This window comes from Acinetobacter colistiniresistens (assembly GCF_024582815.1).
In the GTDB taxonomy this organism is placed as follows: domain Bacteria; phylum Pseudomonadota; class Gammaproteobacteria; order Pseudomonadales; family Moraxellaceae; genus Acinetobacter.
Genome location: NZ_CP102099.1, coordinates 2,675,279 through 2,692,603, shown reverse-complemented (window position 1 = coordinate 2,692,603; position 17,325 = coordinate 2,675,279). Strand labels below are relative to the sequence as shown.

Sequence of the window (17,325 nt, the reverse complement as noted above, 5' to 3'; positions counted from 1 at the left end):
CAATATCAGGTTTAATTTTTAAATATGAGATAAATCATTTAATATTGTGACTTTAATTTTTAAGCATGTCTTTAATTAGATCCTATAAAATCGATAAGGGGAAAATAATGTCAGAAGTTGAAAGTAAACAACAACTTGGTTCTAAATATTCATTACAAGTTGATTGCACTTCAGCTTTAAATTTTGTTTTACAGCAAAATTCAGTCCCTCTAATCAGACAAATCTTAATCTCATCTATAGACAATATTACCGATTCAAAAGTCATTCTGCGTTCTAATCCAGAATATTTCAAAGCATACACCATTCATATTGCAAATCTGGCGGCTAATCAAGTTTTGGCACTTGATAAGCCAAAATTAGTTTTTGATATCAAGTTATTGCAAGAGTTACCTGAAAATATAAAGGGGCGTATCGAAGCCGTTTGGCTAAATGAAAAAGGCGAGGTACTAGCAGAACAACAGGTAGAGATTGATCTGTTGACCATTGATACATGGGGTGGGGAACGTCAGCCAATTGAATTGTTGGCCAGTTTTTCGCAACCCAATGCAGCAGCCCTCAGCCCCGTTCTGGTTAAAGCCAGTGAAATTCTAAAAAACAAGCAATCAGGTTCATTAACTGGTTATCTGGAGCGAGATCGGGATGCTGTTTTATCTCAGTTGAATGCCCTCTGGGAGTCGTTATTACAGCAACAGATTCATTACATTGTAAGCCCTGCAAGTTTTGTAAAAGCAGGGCAACGCGTCCGTTTGGCAAAACAAGTTTTTGAAGAAAAACTAGCATGCTGTTTAGACTCCACATTGTTGTTAAGTGCCTTGGCGGAACAGATTGGTTTAGATACTCTGGTTATTATTGAAGAGCGACATGCATATCTTGGGGTCTGGTTAAATGAAACGCCCAATGCTGATTTAATCATTGATGATATTCAGCTTTTAAGAAAGCGTTACGATTTAGGTGAGATTGTTTTTATAGAAACGACGCTCATCACACAACAAGCAAAATTTATTTCGGCACTTGAAACAGCGAAACAATACATTAAGGATGAATCCCGCCAAAATGAATTCTATCTTGCAATTGATGTGCGGCAGTCTCGATTACGTGGTATTAAACCAATTGCTGCTTATTTGGAGAAGAGAAATCATCTAGATGAAACTGAGATAGAATGGGCATCTGCATCTATTCCTGTTTACGATATTAAACGTCCCATTGAAAATAAAACTACGCGAGTTGACCGTTGGCTACGTCGTTTATTGGATTTAAGTCTTCGCAATAAGCTCTTAAACTTTAAAGATAATCGTTACAGTATTCCCTTACAGTGCTCTGAACTTACCTTAAGCAAACTGGAAGATGCGTTGGCGAATCAGGAAGGCTTTTTATTTAAGAGCACTGAAAGTATTTCGCTTAAAGATGTTCAGCGCGACAATGAAAGCCAGCATATCGACCAATATGTCGATGAAAGCCTGTCTAGAAAATTATTATTTAGTCCACTTGAAACACCTTTATTGGAAAAGCGGTTGATTGAAGTCTATCGTGCTTCACGGACTGCTTTGGAAGAAGGTGGTGCGAATACATTATTTCTTGCAATTGGCTTTTTAGAGTGGAAAGAATCAGAACGTTCGAAACGCACCTTTAAAGCACCGCTGCTGCTAATCCCGGTGCAAATCACCCGTGAGACAGCTAAAACCGGTTATCGGCTGTTTATATATGATGATGAGCCGCGTTTTAACTCCACATTATTACAATTGTTAAGACAGGATTTTGAGTTAGATATTGCGGGTTTAAACCCTTTACCGACTGATGAGTCTGGTGTGGATGTCAATCAGATATTACATATTGTTCGTAAGGCGATTGTTAATATTGCAGGCTGGGAAGTAAAAGCAGAGGCTGCTATTGGCCAGTTCTCATTCTCAAAATATTTAATGTGGCTTGATTTATCTTCAAGAATGGATCAGCTAAAAAATCAGGCTGTAGTTAACCATCTGATTGAATCTCCACGCGAACCGTTTATTAAACAAGATGAGTTTCCACAACCAACTCAGCTAGATGAGAAATATCAACCCCAACAATTATTTACACCCTTATCATCTGATTCTTCGCAGTTAGCCGCAGTCATGTCCGCCGCTTTGGGACGTACTTTTGTATTGTCAGGCCCTCCAGGTACAGGTAAGTCACAGACCATTACCAATATGGTTTCGCAGTGTTTGGCTGATGGTAAATCGGTATTATTCGTTTCTGAAAAAATGGCGGCATTAGAAGTCGTCTATCGTCGCCTGACACAAATTGGCTTAAGCGAATTGTGTTTGCAACTACACTCCTCTAAAGCACAAAAAATGGAGGTGCTGGATCAACTGAGAGAACGGGCTCAGAAAAACAATGATCCTTATTTTTTAACTACTCAACCCCAAAAAACAGAATGGCAGAAACTTTCAGATCAATTAGTCCACACTCGTGATGAACTGAATCAGCATGTAAAAAATCTTCATACAACACATGCAATTGGCTGGAGTCTGTACGCTGCAATGAGTGATGAACTCCGCTATCGGGAAACGCCTCAATTACGTTTTCCTGATCTCAATATTGCCACCCTGACAGCTCAGAAACGCGAGTTACTGAATGAGACTGTGACACAGGCGGTGAGCTTACGTCAGCTAGTAAATGAAAATGCTAAAAATGTCTTAAATGGTTTTGCAGAAGGTCTATCCGAACCAATTTGGAGTTTAGCGTGGCAGGAACAATATCAACGATTACAAGACCAACTGATAGTACAAATACAGAATTTGCAAAAGTCCATTTCTGCTTGGCAAGATGTTTTTGAATTTGATAAAAAGCACAATCTGGGTCAGGTTGAACAAGATGTTTCAATTTTTAAGGCCTTATCTGTTCTTGTCCAGCAAACAGATTTAAAATTATTAGCGCTGATGAAGGACATTGATTTAAGAACTATTACGCATGCACAACAGTTGGCTCAAGATCTTAAACAACAACGTGCCGAGTTGATTGGACAATATCAGCCTCAAATATATCAAGTCGACTTAAATCAAATTGCATTTAAATGGCGCGAAGCGGAAGCAAAAATTTTTCCATTTTCATGGTTTGCGAAGTTCCAGTTGAGAAATCTGGTTAAAACCTACCAAATTTCAGCACAACGCCCGACAACGTCGGCCGTTGCACATGACTTGCCAATTTTACAGAATATTCAGCGCCAACAACATCAATTTACTGAGTGTGAAAATCAGTTAGCAGCTAAACTTGGTGGTTACTGGCAGGGTGAAGACAGTGCATGGCAAAGTTTTGAAAAGATGCATAATCAGTGGCAAGAGATTATGCAGATTATGGCAGCAACCAGCACGAATCAATCAACCTTATTCAAAGCTTTAGCATTTAGTCAGAATCATGATTTGGATGCGCTCATACAAAATATAACGGATGTGAAAACTTCATTCAGTCAATTGCTCAATGATCATGCACTGCAAAAAGATGGTCTAATCACTGAATATCAAAATATTAATTTTGAAGAGATTCTTGAAAGACAACAGCAATTACAGCATCACGTTTCAGCTTGGAGACATTGGTTAAATTGGCAAGCAATGAAAGAGCAATTGGTTAAAAATGGTTTAAAACCATTGGCCTTTGAGCTGCTACAGGCTCCATTCGCGTTGGATGAGGCATTAAAGCGCCTAAATATCAATATAGCGAGACACTGGATTACCCATCAATTTAGCCAGCATCCGGAACTCAATCAGTTCAACAGTCAACAACATGAGCAAAAGGTAAAATCTTTTGCTCAGCAAGATAAACAGCATCAGCTTGCTGCAAGTCAGGAAATTATCCATCGATGGAATCATATTTTTACTGAGCAGAATCTATATAAAGCGCAATGGACAGTATTAAACAAAGAATTAGGCAAAAAACGCCGTCATATTCCTGTTCGCGAATTGATGCGTCAAATTCCAGATGTCTTGGTCGGTTTAAAGCCATGTTTATTAATGAGCCCTTTATCTGTTGCTCAATATCTGGATACAGAGGCAAAATTTGATGTGGTGATTTTTGATGAAGCCTCCCAGATTCCAGTATGGGATGCGATTGGTGCATTGGCCAGAGGTAAGCAGTCGATTGTGGTGGGAGATAATAAGCAAATGCCACCAACAAGTTTCTTTGGTAAAGGTGATTCTGAAGAAGAGGTTGATGAAGAAGTTACTGAAGACTTGGAAAGTATTCTGGATGAATGTCTTGCTGCCCAACTGCCTGAGCTGGCTTTAAACTGGCATTATCGTAGCCGTTATGAAAGCCTGATTCAATTCAGTAATCAAAAGTATTACAAAGGGGGGTTATTTACTTTCCCTGCGCCAGTTGCCAAGGATACTGCTGTAAAATTACATATGGTTGAGGGTGTTTACGATAAAGGGGATACAAGAACCAACAGCAATGAAGCAAAAGCGATTGTAGAGTTCATTATTCAGCATTTACAGTCACAGTTAGGACAAGAGAATCCTTTGACCTTGGGGGTTGTAACTTTCAATATGACTCAACAGAAACTGATCGAGGACTTGCTGGATAATGAACTGTCACATCAGCCTGAACTAGAAAGTTTAAGTAAAGCAGGTATTGAACCCTTATTCGTGAAAAACTTGGAAAATGTACAAGGCGATGAGCGAGATATTATTGTTTTTTCAATTACATATGCTAAAGATCAGAATGGTCGTTTATCAATGAATTTTGGTGCACTGAATCGGCAAGGTGGACAACGCCGCCTAAACGTTGCGATTACTCGTGCACGGCAAGGTTTACATGTTTTTTCTGCCCTAAATCCAGAAGAAATTAATTTAGCACGTACCAATAGCGAAGGTGTTCGGGATTTAAAAGACTTTTTAATATTTGCCAGAAGTGGTCAATTACACCTGAATTATGTCGATCAAGCGAAAAAGCAAGCTAAAAAAGAACTTGTACAATATTTACAAACCATGTTGGAAAAACGCGGTTGGAATGTCGATATAGAGATCGGTCAAGGTGATAGCTGTGTAGACTTAGCGATAAAAGATGATCTAAATTCGGGCTGTTATATTGCGGGTATTCTTGTCGATGGTGAAAACTATGCCAAAGCAGCGACTGCAAGAGATCGAGATCAGCTCAGACCAATGATATTAAATGGATTAGGTTGGCAAGTTTTATCCGTTTGGACTGTAGATTGGTGGTTAGAACCAGAACAAAATATGGAAAGTCTGAATAAATTATTGCTGGAGTTAAAAGCATCACAATCAGTTGCCTAACGATAATCCCCTGTCTTTATGTCACAAAAAGACAGGGGATAGAACAGCAATAACAATATGCAAGCTCATGAATGCATTTTTAAATCAAGGTATGAGATCTTCATAAGAAAAATCCCCGTATTATCAGATAGGATTTTTCTATCCATTCTATTTACTTGGAGTTTGCTCGATAACTTCGTCAAGCACATAGCGAATGCTTGATCCATCTGCAGGTGGATTCGGAATATCAAATTCTTTTACTTTGATGAAAACCTGCTCATTATTGTTGTGATTAAATCCTTCAATTTCAGTGTAGAAGTTTTCCCAATCTTGACTCAAATAGGTTTTTTTCCCATCTTTATATTCGACTTTTTTTACTTGCAAGCAATCAAGTTGAGCCGCCCCAGCATCACATTTTACGGTTTTAGGGGAAATTTCAAGATATGAGATTCTATTTGGAGTTTGTGCGACAACGGTTTTGTCTTCAGTTGCAGCCTGAGTTTCTGTAGACTTGTTTGCTTCTTTAGAACATGCAACTAATGCTAAAGCCAGTACTGTAATATATAAAAATTTTTTCATTTTAATCTGCAATTTTCATGTTGAAGACTTGATCATATAAGACTTAAATAAATGATGAAGTAATATATTGTTAAAAAATAAGTGTTTTCATGGGCGCCCATATTCGGAAATGTCCTGGAAAAATCTGATTGAGCTGGAGCTATCCAATATTAAAACAGTGGTTAAAGTAGATGACATCGTGGTTGGTATTAAAGCAGGCTTAATGCTGGCTGCCAGAGAGTCAGTGTTGCAATTAGCGGCAATGAGGCAGGTTTCAGTTTCGAAGAATGGCATGCATTATCAGTTAAACAGCAACAGGGGTTGAAAGATAAAGCTTATGCAAAATGAATTTTTCTAGTACACGTTACGTGGTTGATAGTGAGGTATTAATTACGGACTTACCTGAAGATATTAAACATCTTTGAATAAAAGACGATCCACCTTAATTCATTCGGGAAATAGTGTAAATAATAGTGAATTTCAAAATGATTTGATTGATTCATTTTAAAATTAATATGCTTCAGATAGCTTTAAGCTCTAGTTAAAGAGTCTCTTTTTTGCGCTGATTCAAGAGGGATCATTCATTCTTTAACTAGAGATTTAAATGCTAAATTGCAGCATAGCTTCTGCAATCGGTTTTTAATATTCGACCTCCTTTATTTATTGCGTACCTCACTTACTTGAGTCGAGGAGTATTTCTTTCTTAATCAAGTGTTAGCCAATATAACATGAATAAATTTACTGACTTTTGACATTCCTTCAGTTCATTGTTTACTAACAGGAAACAATGTTGAAGATCGGGATGAAACTAATAATACGAGCTGATCATTTGGATTCAGATCAGGATGCCTACCGAAGTGCAGTTAAGATCACATGAATGTATTCAGTTTGAAATGCCGAGTACACGCTAGCTAGCACCTTGGTTATAAATGATACAGAACAAGTGAGATCGGTTGAGGCAAAAGGACCAATAACCTGTAAAGATGATTTCTTGTCGACATTAACCTTGATCAAACTGGACTGGGTTTAATGCAAGTCTATCGTTTTACCGTAGCAGAAGAATTGAGAACAGGATCATTAAAAGAGGTATTGGTGGGGAGCATAGCCGCAGTACGTGTCATTTTTTTCCGCTCTATCTTGCTTAGATTCTCAGCCTTTAAAACTGGAGGTTTTTATTGATTTTATGCTAAAAGAAAATAGCAATCTATAAAACGGTTTTTTAATCAATACAGAAGAATATCTGAAAATAAAACGTACGTTTTATCTTTTTAGCATGGGAGTTTTGCCATAAAAATAAAAACTCTTTGGTTTTTATAAAATAAGCTATTCATTTTATTGTAAAAATTAGATGTATTTTAAAATAAAATTTCATTAACTTGAGGTTAATAGTCTCTTCTGTAAGTTGATTGATCCAAATCCAGAAAAAGCTTTTTATAAGGTAAGTCAAGTCATCGTTACCAAGGAAAAGCACATGGAAGGTTGTGTTCAGAACAAAGCAAATCTATGGACAAAACGTCGACATGCGAAACAATTGAAATTAGAACAGGCGCGTAAACATACTGATGGTGTGGTCATTCCTAGACAGAATATTATTCAAGTTTTGGAAACATTGATTAGCTCAGGTGATAAGGTCGTTCTTGAAGGAAACAATCAAAAACAAGCTGACTTTCTATCCCGTGCGCTTGCACAAGTAAATCCCAAAATGCTTCATGATTTACATATGATTATGCCAAGCATTGGACGTCCTGAACATCTAGATCTGTTTGAAAAAGGCATTGCACGTAAACTTGATTTTTCCTTTGCAGGTACACAAAGTTTACGCATTAGCCAACTACTCGAGGATGGATTACTTGAGATTGGCGCGATTCATACCTATATCGAACTGTATTCACGTTTGTTGGTTGACCTAATTCCCAATGTTGTCCTTTCAGCAGGGTTTATGGCAGACCGTCATGGCAATATTTATACAGGCCCAAGTACAGAGGATTCACCTGCATTAATTGAGCCCGCTGCTTTCAGTGATGGCATTGTCATTGTACAAGTGAATGAGCTTGTTGATGACGTACAGGATCTTCCACGCGTTGATATTCCTGCATCTTGGGTTGATTTTGTCGTCGTCGCAGATAAGCCTTTTTATATCGAACCTTTGTTTACACGTGATCCCAAGCACATCAAACCTGTTCACGTTTTAATGGCCATGATGGCGATACGTGGCATTTATGAACGTCATCAAGTGCAATCACTCAATCATGGGATTGGCTTTAACACAGCAGCGATTGAATTAATTTTGCCAACTTATGGCGAATCATTAGGTTTAAAAGGCAAAATTTGCCGCAATTGGACTTTGAATCCACATCCAACTTTGATCCCTGCCATTGAAACGGGTTGGGTTGAAAGTGTGCATTGCTTTGGTACTGAACTGGGGATGGAAAAATACATCGCGGCGCGACCAGATATTTTTTTTACAGGTCGCGATGGTTCCTTACGTTCGAATCGCATGATGTGTCAGCTGGCAGGTCAATATGCGGTCGATCTGTTTATTGGTGCAACCTTACAAGTGGATGGGAGTGGTCATTCCTCAACCGTAACCAAGGGCCGTTTAGCGGGATTTGGTGGAGCCCCGAATATGGGACATGATCCACGTGGCCGCAGGCATGCAACACCTGCTTGGCTGGATATGCGGATCGAAAGTCAGAATGAAACTGACACTTATTTAGCTCGTGGGAAAAAATTAGTTGTACAAATGGTTGAAACTTTTCAGGAAGGTGGAAAACCAACATTTGTAGACAGACTTGATGCGGTGGATGTCGCAAAAAAAGCGGGGATGCCTTTGGCACCGATTATGATTTATGGCGATGATGTGACTCACCTTTTAACCGAGGAAGGAATTGCCTACCTCTATAAAGCGCGGAGCTTGGAAGAACGTCAGGCAATGATTGCTGCTGTGGCGGGTGTTACCGATATTGGCCTAAATCATGATCCGAAAAAAACAGAGCAATTACGCCAAGAAGGTTTGGTGGTTTTCCCTGAAGATTTAGGAATCCGCCGTACTGACGCAACGCGTGAATTATTAGCAGCCAAAAATATTGCGGATCTTGTAACGTGGTCGGATGGCCTTTATCAGCCTCCTGCAAAATTTAGGAGTTGGTAATGAACGCACTCTTAAAGACAACGGGCTTTAACACAGCAGAGTTTCTGGCAGATATGGCCGTGCAAGCCTTAATTGATGAAGTCAATTTAACTCCAAAACCGGCTTTGGTTGATCAACGTGGAAGCGGTGCACATGATGATTTAAGCCTTGAGTTAATGGAACTTTCTGCCCAGTGCTTATTTCCAATGTTTAAAGCGATGGCAGAAGCTGCTGAACTGCATGGAGATGTTTGTACTGCACTGAGAGAAGATATAGGGCAGCTTGGCCGATACGGCGAGCATCGTATGTTGCAAGTCACTCAGGGAGTGAATACACATCGTGGTGCGATTTGGTCAATTGGCCTAGTCGTGACATCTGCCGCATTAACACTTTTAAATCAGCAAAGATGCACTGTTGAAGGGTTGTGCAAAACTGCCAGTGAGTTGGCACGCATTGAAGACCAGTTCGTGCCAAAACAACTGCATACACATGGGCAGCAAGCGAGGCAAAAATTTGGAGTCAATGGGGCAAAGCAACAGGCACAGCAAGGCTTCCCTGTTATAACCCAATATGGCTTAGCTCAACTACACCGTAGTCGGGTGCGTGGAATACCTGAATCTTTAGCCCGTTTAGATGCACTTTTGGCAATGATGGGGCAACTCACAGATACCTGTGTGATTCATCGAGCTGGATTAGAGGGTTTACATAAAATGCAGGTAGGTGCTCAACATGTTTTGGCACTCGGAGGCTGTTCAACAGCGCAAGGACAGCAACGCTTGTCACAACTCGAACAGGACTTATTGACAATTCGAGCTTCTGCAGGTGGTGCAGCAGATTTGCTAGCCACGCTCTTGTTCCTCGATAGCATAGAAAAACATCACTGGAAATCATCTTAGGGAAGATAACGATGGAAACATTAACTTTTGAATTTACGGCAGGAGAGATTCCCAAAAAATCAGCCCTAGTTGGGTGTGTGGGATCTGGTGATCTTGAAATTCTGATGGAACCGAACCTATTAGGCCAAACCACAACAATCAAGGTGGTTACATCAGTCGACGGCAGTCAGCAACGCTGGAAAAATCTGTTTGAACGAGTTTTTTCATTTCAGCGCCCGCCCGCTGTCAACATCGATATTCATGATTTTGGTGCAACTCCAGGCGTAGTTCGTTTAAGACTGGAACAGGCGTTAGAGGAGGTGACAGGTGACTAATCTCAAACAATTATTGAATAAACAGAGCTTTATTGAGCTTGGAGCACGCGAACGAGCGAAATCTTTTCTCGATGCTGGAAGCTTTCGTGAATTATTAGATCCATTTGCACGAATGATGTCACCTTGGTTAGCGAAACAAAATATTGTTCCTCAAGCGGATGATGGTGTGGTGGTGATTAAAGGGACAATTCAGCAACACCCTGTGGTCATCATTTCAATCGAAGGGATCTTCCAAGGGGGAAGTCTCGGTGAAGTGGGTGGTGCCAAGATTGCAGGTGCATTAGAACTGGCCATTGAAGACAACCTAAATGGTATCCCGACTACGGCCATTTTACTGCTGGAAACAGGTGGTGTCCGTTTGCAAGAGGCGAACTTGGGCTTAGCCGCGATTGCTGAAATTCAATCGGCCATTGTTGAACTGAGACAATATCAACCTGTTATTGGCGTGATTGCAGGAAGTGTGGGCTGTTTTGGAGGCATGTCAATTGCAGCTGGGCTATGCAGTTATTTGATTATGACGCAAGAAGGTCGTCTGGGCTTAAATGGGCCTCAAGTGATTGAACAGGAGGCAGGTGTCCAAGAATACGATGCCAAAGATCGTCCTTTTATCTGGAGTATCACTGGTGGAGCACAACGGTTTGCTAGTGGTCTGGTTGATTTTTATGTTGAAGATGATCGTCAACTGATTCAACAGCAAATTATGCAATGTATTTCACAAGGTAAACCCCCAGTTCATCGTAGCAGTAATGCAGCTTTTTATTTATCAAAGCTGCAACAGGTTGATACGACGACACAAATTTTACCTACTGAAGTTCAAGCATTATATCAAGGAAAAGGGGCTTAAAGATGAATACAGCAGTTGTTCAAGCTTCCTCACGAGGACGGAACTGGTTTAATGCCTTAACTCAACAATTTGATTTAATCGAAACCAAGATTGACTCTTTATTGATTGCAGATGGTCAATGGGCTGGTCTGGCCGTTCGCGTTTTTGCCATTGTTACAGATGAACATAATGCTTATCCACGTGCACGACAGGGTGAGGTTGGTTTATTAGAAGGATGGTCACTGGCACAAGCAATTGATGAAGTTATTCAGGCCGATCAAAACCAATCAGAGAAACGCAGCATTTTATGTATTGTTGATGTGCCAAGTCAGGCTTATGGGCGTCGAGAAGAAGTACTTGGGATTCATCAGGCGCTTGCAGCTGCTGTCGACCGTTATGTCACAGCTCGTTTAGCCGGTCATCCTGTTATTAGCTTGTTAGTGGGTAAGTCGATGTCTGGTGCCTTTTTAGCACATGGTTATCAAGCGAATCGTATTTTGGCCCTTAAAGACCAAGGAGTCATGGTACATGCAATGGGGAAAGAGTCTGCTGCTCGTGTCACGCTTAGAACGGTGGAAGAACTAGAGGCGCTGGCAGCCGAAATTCCACCGATGGCCTATGATATTGAAAGCTATAGCACTTTAGGTTTGTTATCTGGTGTGCTTCAGGTTGAAGATGCTGAGCAGCCGACCTTGGCAGATGTAAGTACTGTGAAAAATGCAGTATTAGAGGCAATCCAAGAGGTTCAACAGCAAGGTGTGGTGAATTTAAAACATCGTCTCAATGGTGAAAATCGCCGGGCCTCAAAACAGGTACGTGAACAATTACGTGAGCAATGGACATAAAGATGTGGCAGGCCCACGATTTATTGTGGGGGATGACCCCACACATGTTACCTAAGAACGTACCAGATTGGGCCATTAAAGTGCTATTTGAACAAAAGCCTGTTGTAGTCAGACGGGCAGTTACTAAAATGCATATGGTTGCAGTGGGTATTCGAGGTGAACAACGGAATTTGCGCTTTGCCACTGAAATGCCTGTTGAGGCAATTGTTAAAAAAGTCAGTCCAGAAAGTTTGATTACAAAGGATTTGGCTTTATTCCCACATTTACAATACAAACTGCAAGCTATTCACCAAACCATACAGGGCTTTGATCTGCCATGGGGGTATGCCGGTAGCGTAGGCTATGAACTGGCAACAGGCTTGAAAACTGTGACGGAAAACAGTGATGTTGACGTATTGATTCGGACAGTGCAAATGCTCTCAAAAGCTGATGCACACAGCATGTTAATTGCGCTAGAACATTTAGGAATCAAGATTGATGTGCAATTGCAGACACCTTTAGGTGGTGTTGCATTAAAAGAATGGGCAAGGACGACAGGAGAGGTGTTGCTAAAACGGAATGACAAAGCAGTTTTAGTCAAAAATCCTTGGTGTGAAAAGGAAAAAGTATGAGTTCAATCTGGGTCTATCCAGGACAAGGCTCTCAAAAAGTGAATATGTTGCATGATTTACCTCAACATTCGCTGGTGAGGGAATATTTAGAACAGGCATCGGATCTACTGCATCAAGATGTTCTATTGCTTGACCAAAAGGAAGCTTTGCAATCGACATATTCCGTTCAGCTCTGTTTGTATATGACTGGCGTGATTTGTTCGGTATTGCTGAAAGAACAAGGTCTCAAACCAGATTATGTTGCGGGTTTATCGATTGGTGCATGGGCAGCCGCTACAGCCGCAGATGTCATTACTTTTGAAGATGGCCTGACTTTGGTGGCACAGCGTGCTGAGTTGATGCAACAAGCCTATCCGAAAGGCTTTGGCATGATGGCAATTCTTGGCTCGGACTCATCTAAAGTTGAACAGTGGGTTTCAAAAATTCATGAACATTGTTCAGATATTTTTGTTGCCAATTTTAATGCACCAAACCAGACCGTGATCTCAGGTTCAGATCTTGCAATGCAGCAGGTTCAAACGCTTGCAACACAATCTGGGGCAATCACCAAAAGATTAGAGGTCAGTGTGCCATCACACTGCTGTTTATTGGAAAAACAAGCCAGACAATTGGCTAGTTTGGCGGAGGATATTCAGTTAAATCAACCTAGTATCAGATATTTAAGTGGAACATCAGCACGTTTGCTCAGCACACCTGAACAAATTATTGATGATCTTGTTTTTAATATGAGCCGAACCATCGATTGGGAAAGCACCGTTCAGGCGGCGTGGGAGCGAGGTGTTCGATTACAGATAGAAGCTTTGCCAGGTACCACACTGACAGGTTTGGCACGGAAAGTATTTAAAGAAGGAACGGTTTTATCTTTTCAAAATACCAGATTAGAAAATTTGGTTATTGAAATGCAAAAGCAACGTAATTTTGCATAAACAGAATCAGAAATAAATGAAGTTACTCAATGGATAGAGGAAATTGAAAATGATTATATATGGCGTTGGTTTGCTTGCCTTATGTACGCTGGTAGGCGTCATTATTGGTGATGCTTTAGGTGTTCTGTTAGGTGTGCCGTCGAATGTTGGCGGCGTTGGTATTGCAATGATCTTGCTCATTTGTATCCGTTTATGGATGGATAAACGTGGTTTGATGCATGTAGATACAGAAAAAGGTGTGGTCTTTTGGGGCATGATGTATATCCCTGTCGTCGTGGCTATGGCAGCACAACAGAATGTTGTTTCTGCGATTACCAGTGGACATATGGCAGTTTTAGCCGCCATTTTTTCTGTGGCCGTATGTACTGTCACCATTGCCGCATTGAGTCGTTATAAAAAAGGAACCCCTTTACCTAAAGAAGAAATAAGTACGTTGACAAGTGTAGGAGGCAAAGCTCATGGTTGAGATGTTATTAAAAGATTTAACACATTTAGGTTTAGTCACGGCATTTGCACTGATTGCCTTAATAATGTGGTTATCCACCAAACTATCCAAATATTTGACCAATGGGCGTGTGCATGCCTCAGCAATCGCAATTATTATCGGATTGGGACTGGCATGGGTAGGTGGAACCGTGACTGGTGGTGAAAAGGGCATTACGGATATTGCCTTATTTTCTGGTATTGGCTTGATGGGCGGTGCAATGTTGCGTGATTTTACAATTGTCGCAACTGCATTTGAGGTTCAAGCAACTGAGGCCAAAAAGGCTGGGTTTATCGGTGCATTCTCGTTACTTTTAGGTACCATACTACCCTTCATTGTTGGCTGTATCTTTGCTTGGATCTTTGGTTATCGTGATGCCGCAAGTATTACAACAATTGGAGCGGGAGCTGTTACCTATATTGTTGGACCTGTTACAGGTGCTGCTGTGGGAGCAAGTTCGGAAGTTATTGCACTCTCCATTGCAACGGGTTTGGTCAAAGCAATTTGTGTCATGGTATCTACTCCAATGACAGCAAAATTTATGGGGCTTGATAATCCACGTTCAGCAATGATTTTTGGTGGGCTAGCCGGAACTGTGAGTGGCGTATCGGCGGGTTTGGCAGCAACAGATCGCCGTTTAGTGCCTTATGGCGCTTTAACAGCAACATTCCATACAGGTCTAGGTTGCTTAATGGGTCCAACAATCTTGTTTTTTTCAGTAAAAGCCCTGTTGGGTAATTAATTCTGCACTTTTTCACAGCCCCTTGATAAATCATGAAGGGGCTTTTTTATTTCTCTAAGAATCGTTTGGAAAACATACGACATTCAGCAATTAAGGCAAGTAGGTTTGGATCACGTTCTTTACTTTTTAAGAAGACCAGACCAATTTCTTGTTTAATTTGGAAGGGCTTTTTTAAGGGGATGAGTTTAACTGAACTTTCATAAATCGTTGAAATACGACCTGGCAATAAGGCAAGCCCAACACCTGTACTCACCATGCTGACCAAAGTAAAAATATCACTGACTTGTAAAAATACTTTGGGGTCAATGCATGCTTTTTCGAACAAAACATCTGAATCATTACGTGTCGCAAAACCTTTAGAAAGCGTTAAAAACTTTTCATCTTTCAAGGTTGTTAGATCAACTTCATCCATTAAAGCCAATGGGGAGTTTTTATTTACGGCTAAGTAAATCGTATCTTGAAACATGGGAAGCGTTTCAAAATCTGAATCATCAGTCGTATCATTAAGCGCAACAATAATGGCATCTAACTCTGTTGATTTTAGCTTCTTGACTAAATCTAAATTGGAACTTAGCAGAAGTTGGATATCTAACTCACCTCGTCTTAATTTTAAACCACTGATGACATTGGGAATTGTATTGACAGTGAGTGAGTAAAGTGAACCTAAATGCAATATTTTTGCAGCAAAGCCAGCGGCTTCACGGGTTTTATTCACCGTGACGATCATATCTTGAATCAGTTTCTGAGAATGCTCTTGCAATACATAGGCACTTTTCAATGGAATCAGATTGCGGCCTTCATTTTTAAATAGAGGACATCCTAAAGCGCTCTCTAAAGAATGTAATGCTTTATGTACACTAACATTACTGATTTGCATCTCATCTGCAGCTTTAGACAAATTTCCATGACGCATAAAAGCCAAAAAAATTTGGATTTTTTTGAGTGTCAATTCTTCTTCTATTTTCATTGCCGAAACTAAATTAAAATAATGAAAACAATTATATAGGGAATTTTTTATGTTAAGTATGACGATTGTATTTTTATAGAGATTTATTAAACCAAACAAAAAAGAACGTTATTGAAAGCATTTTGGAGGTCTCAATTGAAAAAGAAAATGCCGCAAGGCAACAGCGACTTTATGTGTAATATTGCCTTGCGATGAAAGTCTATTTATTTGGTTAAATAGTTACTTACAGCATTAAAGAATAATGCATTTTCGTTTTCAATTTCTGCTGAAGGTCGAGCAGAATCCCAAGTGCTCCACTGCATCATAATAATATTGTTTTTCGGATTAATGGCCATGCGTTGACCAAAAATTCCACGGCCCCAGAAGGTTGCATCCATGTTTTTAGAATGGAGTGGAGCGCCAGAAGTTGGATGGTAATTCCACCATTGATAACCATATTGTCCTTTTGGATAGTCTGGCGTTACAGAGTTCTTGGCAGTAGTCCAATGGCTTAAATCATTTAACCAATGGTCTGGTAACATTTTTTCTCCATTTGCCAATCTCCCTTCTTTTGATACAAAGAGGGCAAATCGCGCATAATCTCTGAGTGTCGCATTAAAACCATGACCTCCCATATCCGTGACATTACGTTGATAAGAATGCCAGACACCTTCACGCTCCATGCCCACTTTTTTCCAGATGTTTTCTTGCAAATAATGTGCAATATTCTGTCCAGTTGCGGCTTCGAGTACTTTACCCACCAGCCATGCACCACCAGTGTTATAAGACCAGACTTCGCCAGGTTTATATTTTGCCTTTACATTCTTAACAAGTTTATAAACGCAGTCATTAGGGTTAGCTTGTGCTTCGCAATAGGTCATGTGTGCAAAATCGGAGTTCGGGTCAGCATAGTCTTCATTCCATTCCACCCCAGAAGCATGCTGTAAGATTTGTTTTAAGGTCACATTTTGCCAAGCAGTGCCTTTTAAATCAGGAAGATATTTGATGATTGGATCATCGACCGAATGAATTTTTCCTTGCTTAATTGCAATACCGACTAAAGTTGAAACAACTGACTTACCAATAGAACGAGAAGTCCATAATGTGGTTGGCGTATTGCCTTGACCATAATATTCAAGAACAACTTTTCCATCTTTAAGCACAATTAATCCAGTTGCATTCTGACTTTTTAAGTAATCATTTAAATGATAGTTTTTGTTATGAACAGTATAGCTAATATCCTTATCTGTGATTTGAATACTACTGTTTTGAAGCGGAAGAATATTTTTGGGATCTGGTCTAAACACACTGCCATCGTATAAACGATATGTGTTTCGAAAACCGACAACTCTGTCACTCGGTGACCACGTGAGCATATCATGGGCCGATGGCAATTTCGTATCCATAGGAGAGGGACATTCTGTCATACCTAAGCTTTTACAATCATATTGAGCCAAAGTACCCTGAGAAATAAGTAATGCTCCAAAAATCATTCCTAACTTCATTGATTTCATATTTAAGTTCCTTGATAATATTTTCTATTATTCCAATAGCTACTTTAATTTAGCTTTTAAACAGCCATTAGAATTAAGTAAACTGGTGAAAATTTCCCTATTAACAAAACATTTAAAAATTAAAAGTTAATAAAATTGCTCCTTTACTTTGTGCGAATTTCATTAAAATATTATTATTTTTATTCTTAATCAATAAACTGTTTTTGCCAACATTAACCTCAAGCTAATGCTGCTTTTAATAAGGATTAAAAAATAATATATATTTATTTAATATTTATTTTTTATATTCTTGA

At 39.9% G+C, this 17,325-nt stretch carries 13 protein-coding genes and 1 pseudogene; 11 read left to right on the top strand and 3 right to left on the bottom strand.

What is annotated here, in order from left to right:
- Positions 1-107: 107 nt before the first annotated feature.
- Positions 108-5,264 (top strand): DUF4011 domain-containing protein, encoded by a 5,157-nt coding sequence (locus NQU59_RS12915; RefSeq protein ID WP_257063713.1) that lies wholly within the window; start codon positions 108-110, stop codon positions 5,262-5,264.
- Positions 5,265-5,411: 147 nt separating this feature from the next.
- On the opposite strand, the gene NQU59_RS12910 is transcribed toward NQU59_RS12915, so the two are convergent.
- Positions 5,412-5,822 (bottom strand): DUF4377 domain-containing protein, encoded by a 411-nt coding sequence (locus NQU59_RS12910; protein WP_032865346.1) that lies wholly within the window; start codon positions 5,820-5,822, stop codon positions 5,412-5,414.
- Between the two features lie 88 nt (positions 5,823-5,910).
- Here NQU59_RS12910 and NQU59_RS12905 point away from each other — a divergent pair.
- The 10 genes and pseudogenes from NQU59_RS12905 to madM all read left to right on the top strand — a co-directional run.
- Positions 5,911-6,226, top strand: a pseudogene (locus NQU59_RS12905) (phosphonoacetaldehyde hydrolase); the annotation flags it as partial.
- A gap of 1,046 nt (positions 6,227-7,272) precedes the next feature.
- The gene (mdcA, locus tag NQU59_RS12900) at positions 7,273-8,952 is read left to right on the top strand and encodes a malonate decarboxylase subunit alpha (protein WP_257063712.1); all 1,680 of its coding nucleotides are present in this window, start codon (positions 7,273-7,275) and stop codon (positions 8,950-8,952) included.
- Positions 8,952-9,827: a triphosphoribosyl-dephospho-CoA synthase gene (locus NQU59_RS12895; protein WP_257063711.1), complete on the top strand. Its 876-nt coding sequence runs from the start codon at positions 8,952-8,954 to the stop codon at positions 9,825-9,827. The genes mdcA and NQU59_RS12895 overlap by 1 nt, the downstream gene beginning before the upstream one ends.
- Positions 9,828-9,838: 11 nt before the next feature.
- Positions 9,839-10,141, top strand: a complete 303-nt coding sequence (locus tag NQU59_RS12890) for a malonate decarboxylase subunit delta (RefSeq protein ID WP_005270380.1) — start codon at positions 9,839-9,841, stop codon at positions 10,139-10,141.
- Positions 10,134-10,985 carry a biotin-independent malonate decarboxylase subunit beta gene (locus tag NQU59_RS12885; RefSeq protein WP_257063710.1) on the top strand — a complete coding sequence of 284 codons (852 nt, stop codon included), beginning with the start codon at positions 10,134-10,136 and terminating at the stop codon, positions 10,983-10,985. The genes NQU59_RS12890 and NQU59_RS12885 overlap by 8 nt, the downstream gene beginning before the upstream one ends.
- Positions 10,986-10,987: 2 nt before the next feature.
- Positions 10,988-11,809 carry a biotin-independent malonate decarboxylase subunit gamma gene (gene mdcE / locus NQU59_RS12880; protein WP_257063709.1) on the top strand — a complete coding sequence of 274 codons (822 nt, stop codon included), beginning with the start codon at positions 10,988-10,990 and terminating at the stop codon, positions 11,807-11,809.
- Between the two features lie 2 nt (positions 11,810-11,811).
- Positions 11,812-12,420, top strand: a complete 609-nt coding sequence (locus NQU59_RS12875) for a malonate decarboxylase holo-ACP synthase (protein WP_373462937.1) — start codon at positions 11,812-11,814, stop codon at positions 12,418-12,420.
- Positions 12,417-13,346: a malonate decarboxylase subunit epsilon gene (gene mdcH, locus NQU59_RS12870; RefSeq protein WP_257063707.1), complete on the top strand. Its 930-nt coding sequence runs from the start codon at positions 12,417-12,419 to the stop codon at positions 13,344-13,346. Before NQU59_RS12875 ends, mdcH begins: the two co-directional genes overlap by 4 nt.
- Before the next feature lie 49 nt (positions 13,347-13,395).
- Entirely contained in the window at positions 13,396-13,812 is a 417-nt protein-coding gene (gene madL, locus NQU59_RS12865; RefSeq protein ID WP_005270369.1) for a malonate transporter subunit MadL, read from the top strand.
- Entirely contained in the window at positions 13,805-14,572 is a 768-nt protein-coding gene (madM, locus tag NQU59_RS12860) for a malonate transporter subunit MadM (protein ID WP_257063705.1), read from the top strand. The genes madL and madM overlap by 8 nt, the downstream gene beginning before the upstream one ends.
- 46 nt (positions 14,573-14,618) lie before the next feature.
- Here madM and NQU59_RS12855 read toward each other — a convergent pair whose 3' ends face one another.
- Entirely contained in the window at positions 14,619-15,539 is a 921-nt protein-coding gene (locus NQU59_RS12855; RefSeq protein WP_257063703.1) for a LysR family transcriptional regulator, read from the bottom strand.
- 203 nt (positions 15,540-15,742) lie between these two features.
- On the bottom strand, positions 15,743-17,032 hold the full coding sequence (locus tag NQU59_RS12850) for a serine hydrolase domain-containing protein (protein ID WP_257063702.1): 1,290 nt from the start codon (positions 17,030-17,032) through the stop codon (positions 15,743-15,745).
- Positions 17,033-17,325: the final 293 nt, after the last annotated feature.

What these genes read in the sequence shown, in the direction of transcription:
- NQU59_RS12910 (WP_032865346.1), bottom strand. Translation starts at nt 5,822, where the DNA reads ATGAAAAAATTTTTATATATTACAGTACTGGCTTTAGCATTAGTTGCA.
- NQU59_RS12875 (WP_373462937.1), top strand. Translation starts at nt 11,812, where the DNA reads ATGTGGCAGGCCCACGATTTATTGTGGGGGATGACCCCACACATGTTA.
- mdcA (WP_257063712.1), top strand. Translation starts at nt 7,273, where the DNA reads ATGGAAGGTTGTGTTCAGAACAAAGCAAATCTATGGACAAAACGTCGA.
- NQU59_RS12915 (WP_257063713.1), top strand. Translation starts at nt 108, where the DNA reads ATGTCAGAAGTTGAAAGTAAACAACAACTTGGTTCTAAATATTCATTA.
- mdcE (WP_257063709.1), top strand. Translation starts at nt 10,988, where the DNA reads ATGAATACAGCAGTTGTTCAAGCTTCCTCACGAGGACGGAACTGGTTT.
- NQU59_RS12850 (WP_257063702.1), bottom strand. Translation starts at nt 17,032, where the DNA reads ATGAAATCAATGAAGTTAGGAATGATTTTTGGAGCATTACTTATTTCT.
- NQU59_RS12855 (WP_257063703.1), bottom strand. Translation starts at nt 15,539, where the DNA reads ATGAAAATAGAAGAAGAATTGACACTCAAAAAAATCCAAATTTTTTTG.
- madL (WP_005270369.1), top strand. Translation starts at nt 13,396, where the DNA reads ATGATTATATATGGCGTTGGTTTGCTTGCCTTATGTACGCTGGTAGGC.
- madM (WP_257063705.1), top strand. Translation starts at nt 13,805, where the DNA reads ATGGTTGAGATGTTATTAAAAGATTTAACACATTTAGGTTTAGTCACG.
- NQU59_RS12895 (WP_257063711.1), top strand. Translation starts at nt 8,952, where the DNA reads ATGAACGCACTCTTAAAGACAACGGGCTTTAACACAGCAGAGTTTCTG.
- NQU59_RS12890 (WP_005270380.1), top strand. Translation starts at nt 9,839, where the DNA reads ATGGAAACATTAACTTTTGAATTTACGGCAGGAGAGATTCCCAAAAAA.
- mdcH (WP_257063707.1), top strand. Translation starts at nt 12,417, where the DNA reads ATGAGTTCAATCTGGGTCTATCCAGGACAAGGCTCTCAAAAAGTGAAT.